Origin of the sequence: uncultured Aquimarina sp., from assembly GCF_947492115.1 — a bacterium.
GTDB lineage: Bacteria > Bacteroidota > Bacteroidia > Flavobacteriales > Flavobacteriaceae > Aquimarina.
Map to the genome: position 1 here is coordinate 798,954 of NZ_CANLMM010000001.1, position 19,072 is coordinate 818,025.

Sequence of the window (19,072 nt, forward strand, 5' to 3'; positions counted from 1 at the left end):
CCAACTATCTTAAGATAAGTGCTAAAACCGCTAGACCAACACTTATAACACTTAACACAACTCCAATGGTTTTATCATTACCTTTAGAGTTTTTCACTCTTGCCTCATTTGGCTCTACATATAATACATCATTTTGGGCTAAGTAATATACTGGAGAATCAAAAATGGACTTAGAAGTAAGATCCACTCGATGATAGGTGTTAACTCCATCATTCTCACGGATAACCATTACATTCCCTCTTTTTCCCATTATAGTTAAATCCCCAGCTAATCCAATAGCTTCAATAATAGTTATTCTTTCATTCGGAATGGTGAATGATCCAGGTTGCCCAACTTCACCAATTACTGTAATCTTAAAGTTTTTCAGTCTCACATTAACTATAGGATCTTTAATATAAACTTTAAGTTTTTCCTTCAACATATCCTTTATCTGAATACGTGTAAGACCAGATATTTTTAATTTTCCTAATACAGGAAAATCAATATTTCCTTCTTCATCAATTAAATAAGTTGGTTCGCTTGCCCCATTGGCAGAAGCACCGCCACTCTCTGCACCAGTCGCAGGTAAACTAGCTCCTTGCATTAAATTAAAAGGCCTTGCAGCATCCATATCCGTAGCAGAAACTGTAATACTCACTACATCATCCACTTTAAAAACTGGAGTGAACGAATTGGCTGATTTAATTTTTTCCAAATCTTTAGACTCTTGGAAATACACAACATCCGTTGGTGTTTTACAGGAAAATGTAAATATAGCTAATAATAATATAATAATAAGGTTATATGAACGCATATGTATAAGTTCTTTTCTTTAGGGCTTTTCAATATCAAACAAAAATAGAATAATATTCTTGTTTATAATAACAATTTTAAAAGAAGACTAAACTAAAACTTTAGGGTTTTTATTGTTAGTCTCTTGATTTTTTACATCAATACTTTCAAAGGCAGAATTCTTAGAAATAAACTCTGGAACTATTTCCTTAAGTTTTCCTACAATTTTATGGTCTTGATTAAATAAATTCATGATGCATAGGTCATCTATTTTATCCATAATAAGTGGACAATCTTCATCATCATGTTTACTTATCATAATTTTCTTATGATACGTAGGTAATGTGTTCTCCGTATCAGCCAATAGCTCTTCATATAGCTTTTCTCCAGGTCTTAATCCTGTGATTTCAATATCTATATCATTAGGATAATTTAAACCAGATAGTCTGATCATCTTTTTGGCTAAATCAAATATTTTCACGGACTCTCCCATATCAAATATAAAAATCTCACCTCCATTACCCATAGTTCCGGCTTCAATTACCAATTGAGAAGCCTCAGGTATCGTCATAAAGAATCTCGTTACATCTTTATGAGTAACTGTAAGTGGTCCCCCTTTATCTATTTGTTTTTTAAATAAAGGTATAACAGAACCATTAGATCCAAGAACATTTCCGAATCTAGTAGTGATGAACTTAGTCTTGCTTGTTTTATGAAGACACTTGATATACATCTCGGCTACTCTTTTTGTAGCTCCCATCACATTGGTAGGATTAACCGCTTTATCAGTAGATACGAAAACGAATTTATCTACTCCAAATTCCGAAGATAAATCAGCTAACTTTCTTGTTCCTAAAACATTAATTTTAATAGCCTCGCATGGGTTATTTTCCATTAGAGGAACATGTTTATACGCCGCAGCATGAAAAACCATATTAGGCTTAAATCTCTCGAATATAGTTTGTATCCGCTGATGATCTCTGATATCAGCAACTATTGGTGTAAAATTAACAACACCTTTACTAAGTAATTCTTGTTGCAGATCATATAAAGGAGATTCTGCTTGATCCACTAAAACTAAATGCTTATAACTATAAAATGAAGCTTGTCTCACGATTTCACTACCGATAGATCCAGCAGCACCAGTAATCATAATTACCTTCTCGTGTAATTCTTTCTTGATGTTCTGATTTTCTAAAGCAATTGGAGCTCTATCTAATAAGTCTTCAATCTGAATTTGTTTAATTTGAGAAACATTTAATTTCCCGTCTATCCAATCATTAATAGCAGGAATTATCTTAACCTTTACAGATAACTTCAATAAATTATCTGAAATTTGAGAAAGACGTTGTTTATCGATATGCGGAATCGAAACAATAATCTCGGTGATGTTATTTTTTGTAATATAAGTTTGATCAATTGACTGAGATCTATAAACCTTAATACCGTTTATTGTTTTTCCTATTTTTTGTGGATTATCATCAATAAATCCAACAACGGTTACTGATTTGTGAGAATCATTTGTAATAGCTGCTAAAGTTATTAAACCAGAATCTCCTGCACCATAAATCATAACTCTAGAAGAGTCTCCCAGTTTAGATTTTATATATAAATAACAGTATTTAAAGATCAAACGACTAGTAGTGAGTGTAATGATATTCAATAAATAATGTACACATATTATTGAAACTGGAATATTTAGTAATTCAGGAATTAATGACAATCTACTCGATACCATTAATGCTCCACTTAAGGCTATCAGAACAGTTACTGCTAAAAACAAATTATAAGCATCTCTCATTCCTGTATGCCTAACTACTCCTTTATACGAACCTATTAATAAGAAGCTAATAGCCGCTAAAGCGGTCATAACTGGTATCTGATATACAAAATTAGTAAGGTCGAAATCAAAAGTTATACCGAATCTAACTACATATGCTAAAAAGAAATTAAAAATAGTAATAGCAATATCAATAGACAACACAAGCCATTTAGAAGCATGCTTATGCGAATTATTAATTATGTAATCCTTTATCATCTCAACTCGTTTTTAATTACCGATACAATTCTAAATAAATCTTCTTCTTCAAGATTGGACCCGCTAGGTAAGCAAAGTCCACGATCAAATAGGTCATTAGAAATTCCATTGAGGTACGCATCACAATCCTTAAATACAGGTTGAAGATGCATGGGTTTCCATAGTGGTCTTGATTCTATGTTTTCTTTAGCTAATGCTAATCGTAATTTTTCTCTTAATTCAAAAGAGGTGGTTTCTATACACGTTAACCATCTATTTGAATAAGAACCTTCAGGTTCTTGCAAAAACTTTATATCTGTAGAATCACTTAAATGTTTACAATAATATTCAAAATTATTACGTCTATAACCAACGTGTTTATCCAATACTTCCATCTGTCCGCGACCTATACCAGCTATGATATTACTCATTCGGTAGTTGTACCCGATTTCGCTATGCTGGTAATGTGGTGCATTATCTCTAGCTTGTGTAGATAGAAAAATTGCTTTTCTTTTAACCTCTTCATCTTTTGCTACTAAGGCTCCACCACCAGAGGTAGTAATAATTTTGTTTCCATTAAAAGATAATATAGCAATATCCCCAAAAGTTCCGCACTTAACTCCATGATAAGAACTTCCAAGAGACTCTGCACTATCTTCTAAAACTGGAATTTGATATTCGGTAGCTATTCTATGGATTGCTTCGGCATTATACGGCATTCCATATAAATGCACAGCGATAATAGCTTTTGGCTTTTTACCTTTAGCGATTCTATCTTTAATCGCTAATTCTAATTGTTCAGGACAGATATTCCAAGTTTCTTTCTCACTATCAACAAATATAGGTTTAGCTCCAAGATACATTATAGGATTAGCAGAAGCTGCAAATGTCATACTTTGACACAACACTTCATCTCCTTGTGTTACTCCTAACAATATTAAACCTAAATGTAACGCTGCTGTACCAGAAGCCAGTACCGCAACATGGCTATCGTTTTCTAGATAGTTTTCTATATCATTTTCAAAACCATCAACGTTTGGCCCTAACGGTGCAACCCAATTTGTATCAAAAGCTTGCTTAACAAAACTTTGCTCTGTTCCCCCCATATGTGGTGAAGAAAGCCATATCTTTTTGGATTCTACTGCATTCATAATTTTTCCCCATTAATTATTGAACAATAATTTATCCTCAACAATTGCTCCAAAAATGGAACAAATGCTAGATTCTTTTTCATGACAATCTAATAAAATGTAAGGAAGAAGGGGGTAGTACTTCCAATATGTATTTTACTCTTACTTGCTTTAACCAACGCTAAAATAGTTCAGTTAGATTTAATATCACTGGAAAAATTAATTTTTTAGATAGAATACTTAAAAAAAGCGTTTAACAGCATAACTATTTCGAAATAGTTTGTAAAACAAGGGAATTACCGTAAGAAATTTACTATATATTCTTACACAAAAACCAAGTATTTACCTACATCGCTAGTAGTTTCTATTCATATATTAAGTCATAAAACCATATTTTAATGTTTTATAACCAAATTTAACTTAAAATTCATCCCTTACATTCTTACGTAATCATTCCCTTAAAGAATACTGCAATAATATTAGTTATTTTAACATCAGAATTAAGGAATTTAGCTGTTTTTTAGTAGGGGTTTTGCCCCTTGAATCAATTCATAAAATGTATCAAATAGAGGATTAGAAAATAGTTTCTAAAAAAAATTAAATAATACTTGATTAATTAAATAAATTGCCTAAAATTTACTCGCTTCAAAAAAACAACTGATTTACATTTTTCTATTAACGATCCCCGAATTTTATATTAATGATTATTCATGTTATTTAATTCCTTAGATTTCTTCATCTTTCTTCCATTAGTTTTTATTGTCTATTGGACCCTTTTTAAAAAGAATATAAAACTTCAGAATATTTTTATTCTGATTGCTAGTTATTTTTTTTACGCAATGTGGGACTGGCGCTTTTTGTTCTTAATCCTTGCTAGTACTATTGTAGATTTTATTATTGGACCACTGATACATAATAGCGATTCTAGCAAAATTCGGAAAAGATGGTTATGGGTAAGTGTTATTTTTAATATTGGTCTCCTTGGTTTTTTTAAATACTACAATTTCTTTGTTGACTCTTGGATCGACATGATGAATACAATAGGATACAAAGCAGATAATTCATGGACTTTACAAATTATATTACCCATAGGAATATCATTTTATACATTTCAAACGATGTCCTATTCTCTTGATATTTATTACAAGAGACTAACTCCTAATAAAGATTTTATATCCTTTGCTACTTTTGTAAGTTTTTTTCCGCAGCTAGTTGCAGGACCTATCGAGAGAGCTTCCAATTTACTCTCACAAATAACAACTAAAAAAACCTTTAACTATATACAATGTAAAGAAGGTATTAAACTTATTCTTTGGGGTTTATTCAAAAAAGTAGTAATCGCGGATTCTATAGCTCCGATAGTAGATGATATCTTTGCTAATTACGAAACCTACTCTGCCTCTACTCTAGTTTTGGGAGTTTCGCTATTTAGTTTTCAGGTATATGGTGATTTTAGCGGATATTCTGATATTGCGATTGGGACTTCGAAGCTTTTCGGTATAGAATTAATGTCTAATTTTAAGTTTCCTAATTTTTCAAGAAATGTTGCAGAATATTGGCAAAGATGGCATGTTTCATTATCCACATGGTTTCGCCATTATGTATACATTCCACTTGGAGGTAGTAGAGTAAGCAAACTAAAATCCGTTAGAAACATTGTTATCATATTTCTAGTAAGTGGCTTTTGGCATGGTGCTAATTGGACCTTTGTAATTTGGGGAGCTATTCATGCACTTCTTTACATTCCTGTATTTCTAATGGGTCGCAATCGTATTTATATGAATAATGTAGTAGCGGAAAACAGATGGTTTCCATCTATTAAAGAGATATTTCAAATTTTGTTGACATTTTCTTTAGTAACTTTTTCAAGAGTGTTCTTTAGATCGGAATCTATTACGGATGCTTTTGGTTTTTTAAAACAAATATATTCTAATTTCAAATTTGAAACTTATGCGCATCCTTTGGGATACAGAATGATAGATTATTTTATTCTTTTAGCATTGTTTGTGCTTTATGAGTATTTAATTAGAAGAGATGAAAGATCTCCATTTAAATTCAAATCCAAAATTGTACGATTTACTTTATATACTCTGGTAATACTAGCGATGCTATTATTTTTTGACGATAATATAGATCGATCTTTTATCTATTTCCAATTTTAAAATGACTATCTAATCCACTATACAGTATGAAAAAACTTATTCTTAAAAGTGCTTTATATTTTTTTCTGATACTCATTTCTTTGGAACTATTGGTTCGTATTTTTCATTTGGGAAAAGATACTCCCACAAGAATATTAGATGAAAATAACGTTGAAAAATGGTTACCAAACCAACAGGGGTTTTCAGTTACAGGAAATAGAAGACAAAATTTTTCAGAATTTCATATTAATAATTCAGGATACAATTCGTACAGAGAATTTATACCTACAATGGATAAAGTTGAAGTTGCATTGGTAGGAGATTCATTTATTGAAGGTTTTCATCAAAATTATTACAATTCGATTGGTAAAAAAATCGAAAAATCTATTCCTGGAATTGAAGTTTATGAATATGGATATGCAGGATATGACTTTGCTGATCAACTACATTTAGTAAATGCTTACCAAGAGCAATTTAACGCGATTGATCATGTTATTTTGGGGATAAAATTTTCAAATGATTTAACCAGAGGAACCTACAAAGTAGTACAAGGAAGATTAGCTCTAGAGTCGCCAATGAATCGATTGCTCAAAAAAAGTAAACTACTAGTTTATTGTAAAAGCATTGGTATCCTAGACCCTCCTCAAATGTTGCTTTATAAACTAAAAAGTCTTCTGAAACCACCTACTCCAACAAATGAAATTTCTGACAAAGAAAAACAAGAAGCATTACAGAAAAAAGAAGAACAGTATTTAACTAACTTCAAAAGCTTAGTTAATACCTATGGTTTTGACAAGACTCGCTATACACTATTGTTAGATTCTAAGATCACTAGTGACTATTTTATCGCATACCTTGATAGAGAAGGCTTTAATTACATCGATTTTGCAGATTATTTTGCAAAAAGCAAAAAGCCAACAACATTAATTTATGATAGACATTGGAACGATCATGGTAGAGAGTTAATAGCAAAATCAATTTCGGATTACCTTAAAAAGATACCTATCATTGAATAAACTATTGTTTTTGTACGATTTTTTGCATTTTAGAAGAACCTAAAATCAAAAATGATTTTTCTTGTTCTGATAAAACCACTACACGGACATCAGAAACCTTATCTATGCTGGTATACAAAAAGTCAAAAACCTTACTACGAATGGATTTATACTGGTCTAAATTATAATCTATCTCGGGAAAATTTTCATCGTAATTTAGATCTTCAATTTTAGAAACTTCATAAGTCTCCGAAGTTATTCCTAGCGATTGTTTACGTTTCGCTTTATAATTTTTATAACGTACATATGCAATTTTGAATACAAACTCTTTAAACAATACTTTTGTGTACTCTATGTTTCCATTTATAATACCTAATAAAGATCTTTTGGGATATATGACCTGATGTTCAAAATTATAAATATGATTGCACCACTCCCTTTTATAACTCAAATCTCCCATACCCATTTCGTAAGATTTATGGTCATTAGCTATCAACCAATCTACCTTTTTATAAATCTCAACACTGCCTAAACTAAACTTGGAATAATCAATATCATATGAAGAAATTGCACTAAATAATCGATCCTGAAAATGATGATTTAAGGAAACAATAATTGGCTGATCCCCATCAAAAGCGACAAACATAGAAGCTTTTTTCTCCTTAATTAAGGTGAAATACAGTTTCTTATAATAATCCCATCTTAAGAGACTCTGACTAACATCATTACGTTGCTCAAATCGTCTGATTAGCATTTTTTCAAGACTATCCATATAAGCATCGTAGGTGTCCTTTTCTATGCTACCATAATATGTTTTATACGTAATATCAAAACAAGTCTCTAATCGCTTAATTCTCCTTCTTATACCTTTGGCATTACTTCTAAAACGATGCTTGATATATGCATCTGCATTAGAAAAACCATCTAAAAAAATAGCATATCCTTTAAAAAACTGATCCACCTTTTTGACAGTAAAATTTGTATCATCAAGACTTGGTTCTAAATAGTCTGGAATAAAAAAAACAGAATATATTTCATTCGGTTCATTTACGAGTGTACTGTCATGATTTTTATTTTCAATAACTTCGGTGGAACTTTCGGATTTCACACCGGAAAATACTTTAGGAATTGAGGATTTTTCGAAAAGCTCGAAGAAATAATCTATGCTGTTTTTTTTCACCCGATTGAATTTCTGGATAATTAATATTATCTGTTGTTTAGTCTATAATATGGAAAGAAGTAATTATTAAGATCCTCTTTATCTAGCTGTGCGTATGTATCGCAAGATGATAAACACAACTCATCATAGACTTTCTCATTAATTACCTTTCTACCTGTATAAAAGGTAGCATCTTCATCTTTTGGGAAAAGCGATTTTTTATTCTTATACAATCCATCTCCATCCTTCATTCCTCCTCCTAAAACATAATATTTCTTTCCATTACTAATTGCCCACTCGATTACTTTAACGCGTAAAAAATCATTAGGACGATAGCTAAAGTACTCAGCATTCGTTCCTCCTAAAAAGGCAAATATGGTATCCTTATAATTAATAATTAACTCAACAGAAATTGGTGTTTCTTGATAGTAAACAACAATGATGGAAAAATTATCAAGATTAGATAAAATTAGATCTTCGAAATAGGTGTTAGAAAAAAAATAAATTTTATCAGCATTATTTCTAGTCATTGTATCTTCATATATACTATGAAATATTTTAATGATGTCCTTTGTAATTTCTTGTTTATGAAATACCTTAAAATCCAAATCATAATTTATCGCCTTTCTATAATTATTACGAACCTTTGGTAAAAAGGCATTCCATTGTTCTTCAAAATCATTAATCAACATTCCTTTAACATTAGACAGTGTCTTGATCAACGAACCAGAATAATTCTGATGATTTGAATTTAAACTAAAACGAATAAACTCTGTTATTACATTATTTTCCTTGTACCAAACATCAACTAAACGCCAAAACTCGGATAAATCTGCTGCTGTTATATCTTCATTAAACAAGGGTCCACTATACCCATATGGACTAATAGCATCGTAATAAGGAACATCATCATTATTAATCTTGATTTTTCTTAAAACAAAAGGCATTAAAACTATAGGAACATCATCTTTCTCTAACAAAAAACATCTTAGATGATCTCCTTCTTTCTCAAAATAACGCATATGTTCTATAGAATAATACACATTATTTCCCCATCTTTTTGTAAGCAGATCTCTGTAATTCTGTATATCTACAGAATCATTGAGCTCTTTAATTTGTATTTTATAGTTGTTCAATGCAAAAATGTTTGGTATGGATATTTCGGTTTAATAGTACTCTTAATCTAGGGGGATAGATTTTTTTTTATTTCTTTAAATTATTTCATTTTTTGGGTTCTAAAAGTTTATAATATTGATGTATACTCTTAGATAACACTCCTGAAAGCCAGATAATTCTTCCACAATGTTCTACATGCCAGACCGCTTTACCATCAAAAATGTTTCCGGCCAAAAGTGGTCCCATAACATGTAAATTCTTAGATGACTCTAAGGATTCGTTAACATCAAAACCAATATTAGATTCATTAGGAACACATAGTTCTTTTTGAATCAAATTCTTTAACAATTCAGGAACGTCTGATGCTTTTAAATTTGTACCTCCGATACAATTAAAAACAACATCAACAGTATCTTTACTTATCTTATTCGTTTTAGATGCAGTATCTAAATATTCGAAAAAATATGCCTGATCAGATTCTTTTTTAATATCAACAAATCTTCCCGCAATATGTTCAAAACGATTTTCCTCTTTTAAAGCATCGATAGTTTTAGAATAATGGTATCCTGCACAACGTTGTCTACGTCCAATATCATTACCATACAAGCATGCAAACTTTCTTAATTCTTCCCGATTTAATTTTTTAAGTAATGCTCCGAAAGCACCAGATATTATATCGACTGTAGAAGCTGCTCCTAATTTAACATCATCAGCTACATCTAAATCTTTATACGTTGCTTCGGCAATTTGGCTAGCAGTCAAGTCTTCCTTGTCCTTAAGAGCTAATAAATTTTTAGGAGTATATTTCTTCTTTCCTTCTTCATCTATAATAGAATCTGGAGAAAGCCCTTGTGTAGATAACATTGTAAACTTATCAATCTTGGATCCAATAGCATCCAAATCATTCAGTTTATACAACATCTCTAATCCACTCGCATTTGCTCCAACAATTAAAGCATTTACTTCTTTAGCGTTCTTGCCTTTTAAAAACAACTCTAATTGTCCTAAAACTTCACCCAAATTTGGTTTATAAGGGTTATTGATAAACATTAGATTATCCTCCTCAATTAAATCCTCATTCTTCCATAATTTTAGTGTAGGAAGTGAACCTACCGAAAGAACAACTTTTTCGGATGATATTTTTTTATGATCACATAATGATAAGGTATAAGAGCCATTGTTCTTATCAATATCTGTTACTTCGGAGTTGATGTAATCTACCGTTACTCTTTTCTCATTTATGGCTTTTTCAAGAGTACTTTTTACTTTTTGATCAATATAAGAGCCAAAAAAGCGACGTGGAATAAACAGATCTTCCCATTCATTATTTTTAAGCCTTTCTTTGTGCGTGGCTAACCATTCTAGAGATAATTGTCCGCCCTCTGTTCTAAATTCATCTAATAGCCATTCTTTATTTAGATTAAGCCATTTAATGAATTTACTCAATTCAGGTTCTGGCAAAAAATTCTTCAACGAAGTAATTAATAAAACCGAGTAACCAGATCTAACACCGTATGGAATACCAGTATAAAACTCTGGATATCGATCAATAATTGTAAGTGAAATTTTCTTGTCAATTGGTTCTTTTTCTAAAAGATCAAGAAAATGTAATATAGAGAATGAGGATGAAATTCCTGATCCAATAAAAGTGATATCTGTGTGGTTAATTTCAAAATCCATAAACTATGGTTGTTTTGTTTTGATTACACGCGCTGGATTTCCAACTACGGTAGTATATTCGGGAACATCTTTAATAATAACTGTACCGGCTCCTATCAATGTTTCTTTTCCTATTTCTTTTACTCCAGTCATAGCAGTAACTCCCATACCTATATAAGCATTCTTTCTAACATTAATGAGCGCTCCAATATTTACCCCAGAAGACATAAAAACTCCATCTTCCAATGTTACATGATGCGCTATGGTACTATCCATATTGATCATAATATAATTTCCTATGTTAGTATGCGGCATTACAATGTTACCTGCTAGCATATACACTGCTTCTCCAATGGTAACATCCGGAGCGATTGAGACAGTATGATGTAAAAAACCGGGAATACCATATCCTTCTTTTTTTAAAGTTGATAAATACTCAACTCTAACAGCATTAACACCAATTGGGCAATACACATCTTGTATTTTATTTTTAAATTCATCCAAAAACAAGTCTTTATACATACCAATAACAGGTATCCCTATAACGTCCTTACCTATTAGCTCTGGATTATCATCTATAAAACCGATGATATTAATTCCAGCCTCTTTTAGGTAAGAAGCATATACTTGACCTTGCGTTCCGGCGCCAATGATTACAGCATTTTTCACTTCTTTATAATATAGTTTTTAGTTGTTTTAATTTAGTATGGTTAATTATTACCTGTAAAGGTAGGCATATTTACATTTTCGCCACTATTGATATCTTCTTTAAAGAGAACTTTCTTTATGGTTTTAATTATAATTTTTATGTCGAGTTTAAAACTAATATTTTCTGTATACCAAACATCTAATTTAAACTTCTCATCCCAAGAAATTGCATTTCTACCATTGACTTGTGCCCACCCAGTAATTCCAGGTTTAACATCGTGTCGTTTTTTCTGAACATCATTGTACAAAGGCAAATATTTAACTAATAGTGGTCTTGGACCAATCAAACTCATATCCCCTTTTACAACATTAAATAATTGTGGGATTTCATCTAATGAGTATTTTCTTATAAACTTACCTGTTTTAGTAATTCTTTGATCAAAAGGAAGCAATTCTCCATTTTCATCTTTCTTGTCATTCATACTCTTAAACTTAATTATTTTAAAAATCCTTTCATTTTTACCAGGTCTAGACTGAAAAAAGAAAGGTTTTCCGCCATTTGCTATTGCTAATAGTACAATTAATATTAAGATAATTGGCGACAAAAAGAGAATGCCAATAAAGCTTAAAGTAAAATCGATAATACGTTTTATAAACGACTGGTACATATAATTTATGCTTGTAATTCTGATTCTATACAATTAAGTAAATCTCCAACATTATTCATGTTCATGAGATCCATTAATTTAAACTTGATATTAAATGTTTTTTCAACTTCTGTAATAATCATCATATGGGTAATAGACTCCCATCCATCAACATCATTTGCAGTTGTTTCATCAGAAAGTTCAAAATTTTCATGCTCTAACACAGCGATGAACGCTGTTCTTACTTTAGATAAAATATCTTCTCTACTCATCGATTGTTTTTATTTTTTAGGTATTTATGTTAAGTCAAAATGTTTTTTTAGTTCTCGTCTATCAATTTTACCATTGATACTATGAGGAAATTCTTTTACAAATCTCACATGCATTGGAATCATATATGATGGCATCACTGATTTCATATGGTCAAAAATAATTTCTGTATCAAATTCCTCAGATTCAATAGCTAATCCAAGCTCAGCGTTTCCTAGATCATTTGTAATATCTAACGCTACCATATTCACTTTTTTTTCAGATTTAGATTTAGCATGAAACTCTATTTCAGCTAATTCCACACGATATCCTCTAATCTTTACTTGAAAATCTGCTCTACCTACGTATAAAAAATCTCCATCTTCATCTTTTAAACAAAGATCTCCTGTTTTATAATAACGAATGCTTTTCCCATTTTCTTCTCTTTCGAAAAAGCTTTTAGCATTTCGTTCTTCATTTTTCCAATAACCTGGAGTAATTTGTGGCCCTCCTAAACACAATTCTCCTGTCTCTCCTATTGGAACTTCTTCATTATTATCATTAACCACTAAATATAAAGTATCTTTTTGTGGTGTTCCGATAGCAATTATCCCATTGTGGGCTTTTGTTGCCGTTTCTTTATGATACGGATAAAAACCACTATATACCGTAAATTCAGTTGGGCCGTAGTAGTTAAATATTTTACAATTTGGTAAACAATCACTCCATTCCTTCGCTATATCACTATGAAGGGCTCCTCCTCCAAAACTACAATATCGTACATCTGGTGCATTTATTTCTCCAAAATAAGGTCTTAGATAATTGATGATGGACGGAACCATAGTTAGTACAGTTAACTTTTCTTCATTTATTAACTTGAAAATATAAAAATACTTAATTGCTCCTTTCGGAATCGTATACATACAGGAACCTGCTAATAAAGGAAATAAATAAGCAACTACAGAAAAATCAAAGGTAAGTTCGAACATCTGTAAGCATCTATCTTCCGGAACCAGATTAAAAGTTGGTTCAGCATCTATAGCTCCCACTAAAGCTTGCACATTATCAAATGTAATCGGAACTCCTTTTGGTAATCCTGTAGTTCCTGAAGTAAATAGAATATAAGCTAAATCATCTCCTTTAATTTTTCTTGGCACCAAATTAATGTTAGCATCCGACAACTCTTTTGACGCAATTACTTCATAATCATCATAAATTGAATTTTCTGAAGAGTCTATTACATACTTCGTTTCAGTTTGTTCAAAAACTTTACTATTTCTTTCAAAAGGAACTTCTGGATTGACTGGTACATACGCCTTACCTTCTAACCAAAGTGCTAAAATACTAGCATAGGTTTGTAAATCATCATTAGTAACCAAACCTATTAGCTTTTCCGAATCGTCAATTTTATTTATAACAGCAGCCCTAATATTTGATATTTGCTGTGCAAAATCTTTATACGTATAAAATGTTCCATTTATGCATAATACGTTTTGATTAGCATGCTGTTCTATTGATTTTTGAAGTCTATTTACAAATTCCATTTTGGTCTGGTTGATTATGCAATTAGTTAATAAAAATGTCCATCTCGATTTAACATTTCGCAATGCTCCGTATCCACGTTAGTTTCATTATGAGCTAAACCTTTCTTAGTTACTTTATGCGTAAATATTGTTTTAAACCTTTTGGTTATGTTATCTGACAACTTAGTATCATCAGTAAACATAAAAGTTGTCTTTTGTCTTATAAAATTTTCTAACAAGGCATCAACACAAATATCATAGTTTTCCTCTTTGTCAACTATAAAATATTTTACATTCAATTCATTATAGTTAACAACATAGGATATAAAACCTACTATTTCTTCACCTTTTGAAATTTTAAGATTATGCAAATAAATATTGTTACTAATTCCTGTTTGCAAAGACTTATGCGGATGTCTTTCTGGCACTGGAATCTGTAGGTACTGACTTGCATCTAATTGCCAATTGACATATTCTTTTGTTTTATAAATTAAATCGTTTTTACAGGAAGGTTTTATAAATTCCCAAGTATCATCATCTAATTGATTTACATATTCATACGAAAGTGACTTTACTCTATTTTTTAATTTTAAAGTATTTAGATATCTTATGATACCGCGGACAAAACCATCCACTCGATCTAATATAAATTTAAAGGATTTTAAAAATTTAAACCTCCCTATTAACATAGAGGCATCTAAACTAAAAAATATGGTGTGTCTTAATCTCGATGCTATCACGGTAAAAGGCTGCTTTTCATAAAAAGCAGTTACATTTTCAGCATATGACTTTATCAGTACTTGTTTTCCTGTTAGATTAATTGCTTCATTATATATATAAGTCCCTAAAACAGTATCCTTATAGGACTTATGAACCCACCAAGATATCATCCAATATACCTTTTGGGGCTCTACATTACCAGCGTTTAACAAATCAGGAAACATAAAAATAAAAGAAATCATTTTGTCTCCTTCATATCCTAAAACACCACAATAATCATTCTCTTCAATTCTGTTATTATTTACCAACCACATAGCTTTACTTTTAGGCAAAGGAGCAAGATCATTCTTCCAATACGTATTTTTATCAATAGCTTCTCTTAACATCTTTTTGGTTAAGCCTGTAACTTGTAAATCTTTACTCATTCTATATTTGCTATAAATCTAATATTAGTTAGTACCATTAAACCATTCTGAAGTTAACTCATTGGATAAATTAACATCTTCTTTTTTTAATACCTTTTTTAAGGTAAGACCAATTATTTTGACATCTAGTAAAAAACTACAATTTTCTACATACCATACATCGTACTCAAATTTTTTTGTCCAGGAAATTGAATTTCGACCATTAACTTGAGCCCAACCGGTAATTCCAGGTCTTACATTATGTCTTTTTTTCTGTGTTTCGTTGTAAACCGGTAGATATTCTATGATTAGTGGTCTTGGTCCAATCAATGACATATCACCTTTCAAAACATTTACAAGCTGCGGAATTTCATCTAAAGACGTTTTTCTAACAAATGTTCCTACAGAAGTCATTCTATCCTTATCAGGCAGTAAATTTCCATCAGAATCCTTTAAATCATTCATCGTTTTAAACTTAATGATACTAAAGACCTTCTCATTCTTTCCTGGTCGTCTTTGAACAAAGAAAGGTTTACCATTATTTGCAATAGCTAAAAAAACAATTAGTATAAAAAACAAAGGAGAAATACATAACAACACCACAAATGCAACGCTAAAATCTAATACTCTTTTAAAAATTTGTTTATACACTCTACTCCTTATTTTAAAAATAAATAACAATCTAAAGCACAAGAAAACATCTGGCTTATACCTTTACTATAAAAATACGGGGGAAACGAGATAGATAAATGACAAATATCTGACAAGGGGAACGCAGTGATCATCATATCTATAATTCTGTATTTAGAATCGGTGGCAAATATACAATCTATATTTTACTTTATTAACTAAAATTAACTTCTTTTTAAACAAAAATAACACTTGTCGTACCTACCTATTTTAAAGTTATTTAAGCAACGAATTCATTCACAATTGCTCTTTGTTTTCCAGAATTTAATAATGGAATCTCAGACACATATTCAATTCTAATATTTGCATCCTCACCTAAATATCCTCTAAACTCTTCAATAAACTCTGTTTCTTGCTCAAAAATATTCTGTTCTATTTTTAATTTAAAGAGATATTCTTTTTCTGCTTTTTGGATAATCTGTCGTTGTTTTACTTGTTTGTATTTGTTAATGATCAAAAGAATACTAGTAGATAATATCTCTCCTGAGGTATTACGAATCATATCCATTTTTCTACCTTCTACTTTAGTAAGAACAAGTTCAGAAGCGTTGTGATCCTTTTCATAATTCATAATACCAATATCTCCTGTGTCGTATCGAATCATCGGAGTATCGTAATTAAATAGATCTGTAATCACAATTCTTCCGATGGTTCCAGGAGCTACCCTTTCGTCATTATTGAAATTGAGAATTTCTATATAATAACTAGCCCAATTAATTTTAAAGAACTCTTTTTTTATTGGCTGTTGCGCTAACATACCATTCTCGGCATTAGAATATCTGGATACCATATCAACATTAAAGTATTTTTTTACCTGTTGTTTGGTATTCGGATCTAAGCGCTCTGACATTCCAATTACTGATCGCAATTTACAATCAATGGGTTTTGAATTAATTGATTCTAAATATTTACATATTTTATCAAAAGATGAGGCATAACCCAACATTCCTTTATTCGAAGAATCTCGTTTTAGAATAGTAATCAACTTTTTAACAGCTTCTTCTGATAGTTCAAAAACATTTATTGGAATGATATTTTGAAAAAAAGAAGCTAGTCCATTTTTCTTTTTAAACATATTCCAAAAACGTAAATAGTATAACCTATATCCTATTGTAAACCCACATAACTCTGAAAAATAAATGATATCGGCTGTATTTCTATTTTTTTTATTGAGATTCTGGTAAACAGTAAAAGAAGCTCCTGTAGACCCACTTGTAGACACTCCTACTTTTTGTTTATTAATATGTATTTGTGATTGTATATCCTTATAAGAAAGTTTGATTATTTCTTTATTAACAACAGGAAAATTTTGAAGACTGTTTGGATTTATATTTTTATAATAATTAGAAGTTTGAGTAGCATGTTCTAGTATATCTTTTAAATACTGCTCTTTTTTACCTAACGATAGTGGATGATTCGGTTTTTCTATAATGTGCTTAACATCTCGATAATGTTTTCTAACCTTACCTCCTCTTAAAAAATCAATAATCCAAAAAGAAAGATTTCTTATCCTTTCGTTAACTCTCATATACCGTCCACTTAACTTTTATCTTAATTCAAAGCATAGCAAACATCAAAGTCACATAATGAGCTTATACGAAAAACTTCGTGCATATTTACGGGATAAAATATGCAACTACTATTATGACGATGTTATTTACTTTTTTTGTTTTTGGTAAAATAAGAAATTGTAAGAAAATATCTAAATAAAAAGTTAAAATTATAACTTTTTATATTCTTCTAAAATTGACTTCCAAACAAACTTCCTTTCGTATCGTTCACAAATCATATCCCTAGCCTTTAACGATAACTGATTGGTATACGAAGGATCGGAAATAAATTTCTTCATCGATTGGTACAAAATTTCAGAACTTTTAGGAGGAATGATTGTACCATTAATACCTTCTGAAACGATCTCATTACAACCATTAATATCGGTAACAATACTTGGTAATCCCATAGAACCAGCTTGCATTACCACATTCGGAAATCCTTCTCGATAACTAGGAAATGCTAAAGCGTTTGATATTGCAAAAAATGGTCTTACATCATTTTGCCAACCTACAGGAATAATATTAGGGTTTTCATTAATTTCTTTTTCTGTTTCTGGCAATAATGGATCTAGATCTCTTTCATAAGTTCCTACTAGTAACAACTTTGATTTCTTAAATTCACTATTCAATTGTTTAAATGAAGTAATAAGCTCGTTGATACCTTTATCTTTCACGAATCTGCCTACAAAAACAAAAACGAAATCATCTGGTGTTATATCAAGTTCTTGTTTTAATTTGTCATTATCTTCTATTGTATAGCCCGAAGGATCAAAATGAGAAGTATCAATTCCATTAGAACTTCCATTTGCTATTACTTTTAATTTTTTAGCAGAAGTGTATTTGTTCTCTAAAATAATATCATTTAACCCAAAAGAATTTGGATAGATCATACTAGCACAAGCATACGTAATTTTTTCTACAGTATCCAACAATAATCTTTTCGCTCCCGTTGCCTCTAATAATGGTAATCCAGCTATTGTATGTAATCTATGCGGAACACCAGCTAATTTTGAAGCTAACATAGATAATGTTCCTGCTTTAGGTGTATGACTATGCACAATATCTGGCTTTTCTTTCTTAAAAAGTTTATATAATTGATATACTGCCTTTAAATCCTGAACTGGCGTGATCTTACGTGTCATTTGGATCGGAACTACAGCGATTCCTTCCTGTTTCGCTACCCTATCTAAGATATTTTCATCTTTACTCGAAACTCCAATTACCTCATAATACTGAGACATAAACTTTAACTGCCCCTGAAGCAATCCCCCAAGAGACCTTGGAACAGTTGTAACACGAATAATTTTCCCCTTTTTTTCCACTTAATAGAAATAATAAATATTGTGGTTGCAAATATATAGATATAAGGAATGATTAAAATTTTATTTCCAATATTTTTAAAAATCATAAACGATCTATGAAAAAAATAGTTTGTAAATTGAAAGGTATGATTCATTTTACGTACAAACGAATACTGAATTTTTACAATACATCAGTGATATAATACAATAGTTTATGATCTTAATACAATAGGGATTAAGAAATTGTAATTATTTATTTTATTTGAAGAAACAAATGCAATAATAACATCAACTTATGTATATTTAGACATTGGAAAAATTTAAGACGTAACAAAAAAGAAAGAAAAAA

At 30.7% G+C, this 19,072-nt stretch carries 16 protein-coding genes; 2 read left to right on the forward strand and 14 right to left on the reverse strand.

What is annotated here, in order from left to right; all coding sequences use genetic code 11:
* Positions 1-4: 4 nt before the first annotated feature.
* From Q1A73_RS03640 to Q1A73_RS03650, 3 genes are all read right to left on the reverse strand, one after another.
* A complete protein-coding gene (locus tag Q1A73_RS03640; RefSeq protein WP_299601700.1) occupies positions 5-793 on the reverse strand; it encodes a polysaccharide biosynthesis/export family protein in 789 nt (262 codons plus the stop codon).
* Between the two features lie 87 nt (positions 794-880).
* On the reverse strand, positions 881-2,809 hold the full coding sequence (locus Q1A73_RS03645) for a nucleoside-diphosphate sugar epimerase/dehydratase (RefSeq protein ID WP_299601703.1): 1,929 nt from the start codon (positions 2,807-2,809) through the stop codon (positions 881-883).
* Positions 2,806-3,939, reverse strand: coding sequence for an aminotransferase class I/II-fold pyridoxal phosphate-dependent enzyme (locus Q1A73_RS03650; protein WP_299601706.1), 1,134 nt, complete (start codon positions 3,937-3,939; stop codon positions 2,806-2,808). The genes Q1A73_RS03645 and Q1A73_RS03650 overlap by 4 nt, the downstream gene beginning before the upstream one ends.
* A 689-nt stretch (positions 3,940-4,628) precedes the next feature.
* On the opposite strand from Q1A73_RS03650, the gene Q1A73_RS03655 reads away from it, so the two are divergent.
* Positions 4,629-6,080: an MBOAT family O-acyltransferase gene (locus Q1A73_RS03655; protein WP_299601708.1), complete on the forward strand. Its 1,452-nt coding sequence runs from the start codon at positions 4,629-4,631 to the stop codon at positions 6,078-6,080.
* A gap of 26 nt (positions 6,081-6,106) precedes the next feature.
* Positions 6,107-7,075: a hypothetical protein gene (locus tag Q1A73_RS03660; RefSeq protein ID WP_299601710.1), complete on the forward strand. Its 969-nt coding sequence runs from the start codon at positions 6,107-6,109 to the stop codon at positions 7,073-7,075.
* A 1-nt stretch (position 7,076) separates the two neighbouring features.
* Here Q1A73_RS03660 and Q1A73_RS03665 read toward each other — a convergent pair whose 3' ends face one another.
* The 11 genes from Q1A73_RS03665 to Q1A73_RS03715 all read right to left on the reverse strand — a co-directional run bounded on the left by Q1A73_RS03665 (position 7,077) and on the right by Q1A73_RS03715 (position 18,744).
* On the reverse strand, positions 7,077-8,234 hold the full coding sequence (locus Q1A73_RS03665) for a GNAT family N-acetyltransferase (RefSeq protein ID WP_299601712.1): 1,158 nt from the start codon (positions 8,232-8,234) through the stop codon (positions 7,077-7,079).
* A 26-nt stretch (positions 8,235-8,260) separates the two neighbouring features.
* Positions 8,261-9,349, reverse strand: coding sequence for a GNAT family N-acetyltransferase (locus Q1A73_RS03670; protein ID WP_299601715.1), 1,089 nt, complete (start codon positions 9,347-9,349; stop codon positions 8,261-8,263).
* Positions 9,350-9,434: 85 nt separating this feature from the next.
* The gene (locus Q1A73_RS03675; protein WP_299601718.1) at positions 9,435-11,009 is read right to left on the reverse strand and encodes an FAD/NAD(P)-binding protein; all 1,575 of its coding nucleotides are present in this window, start codon (positions 11,007-11,009) and stop codon (positions 9,435-9,437) included.
* A gap of 3 nt (positions 11,010-11,012) precedes the next feature.
* A complete protein-coding gene (locus tag Q1A73_RS03680) occupies positions 11,013-11,657 on the reverse strand; it encodes a NeuD/PglB/VioB family sugar acetyltransferase (RefSeq protein ID WP_299601720.1) in 645 nt (214 codons plus the stop codon).
* 41 nt (positions 11,658-11,698) lie between these two features.
* Entirely contained in the window at positions 11,699-12,304 is a 606-nt protein-coding gene (locus Q1A73_RS03685) for a sugar transferase (RefSeq protein WP_299601722.1), read from the reverse strand.
* Positions 12,305-12,309: 5 nt separating this feature from the next.
* Positions 12,310-12,555, reverse strand: a complete 246-nt coding sequence (locus tag Q1A73_RS03690) for an acyl carrier protein (RefSeq protein ID WP_299601724.1) — start codon at positions 12,553-12,555, stop codon at positions 12,310-12,312.
* A 24-nt stretch (positions 12,556-12,579) separates the two neighbouring features.
* Positions 12,580-14,076: an AMP-binding protein gene (locus tag Q1A73_RS03695; protein ID WP_299601726.1), complete on the reverse strand. Its 1,497-nt coding sequence runs from the start codon at positions 14,074-14,076 to the stop codon at positions 12,580-12,582.
* Positions 14,077-14,102: 26 nt separating this feature from the next.
* Positions 14,103-15,200 (reverse strand): hypothetical protein, encoded by a 1,098-nt coding sequence (locus Q1A73_RS03700; protein WP_299601728.1) that lies wholly within the window; start codon positions 15,198-15,200, stop codon positions 14,103-14,105.
* A 24-nt stretch (positions 15,201-15,224) separates the two neighbouring features.
* Positions 15,225-15,830: a sugar transferase gene (locus tag Q1A73_RS03705; protein ID WP_299601730.1), complete on the reverse strand. Its 606-nt coding sequence runs from the start codon at positions 15,828-15,830 to the stop codon at positions 15,225-15,227.
* Positions 15,831-16,089: 259 nt separating this feature from the next.
* On the reverse strand, positions 16,090-17,397 hold the full coding sequence (locus tag Q1A73_RS03710) for a CoF synthetase (RefSeq protein ID WP_299601732.1): 1,308 nt from the start codon (positions 17,395-17,397) through the stop codon (positions 16,090-16,092).
* 192 nt (positions 17,398-17,589) lie between these two features.
* Positions 17,590-18,744 carry a glycosyltransferase family 4 protein gene (locus Q1A73_RS03715; RefSeq protein WP_299601734.1) on the reverse strand — a complete coding sequence of 385 codons (1,155 nt, stop codon included), beginning with the start codon at positions 18,742-18,744 and terminating at the stop codon, positions 17,590-17,592.
* Positions 18,745-19,072: the final 328 nt, after the last annotated feature.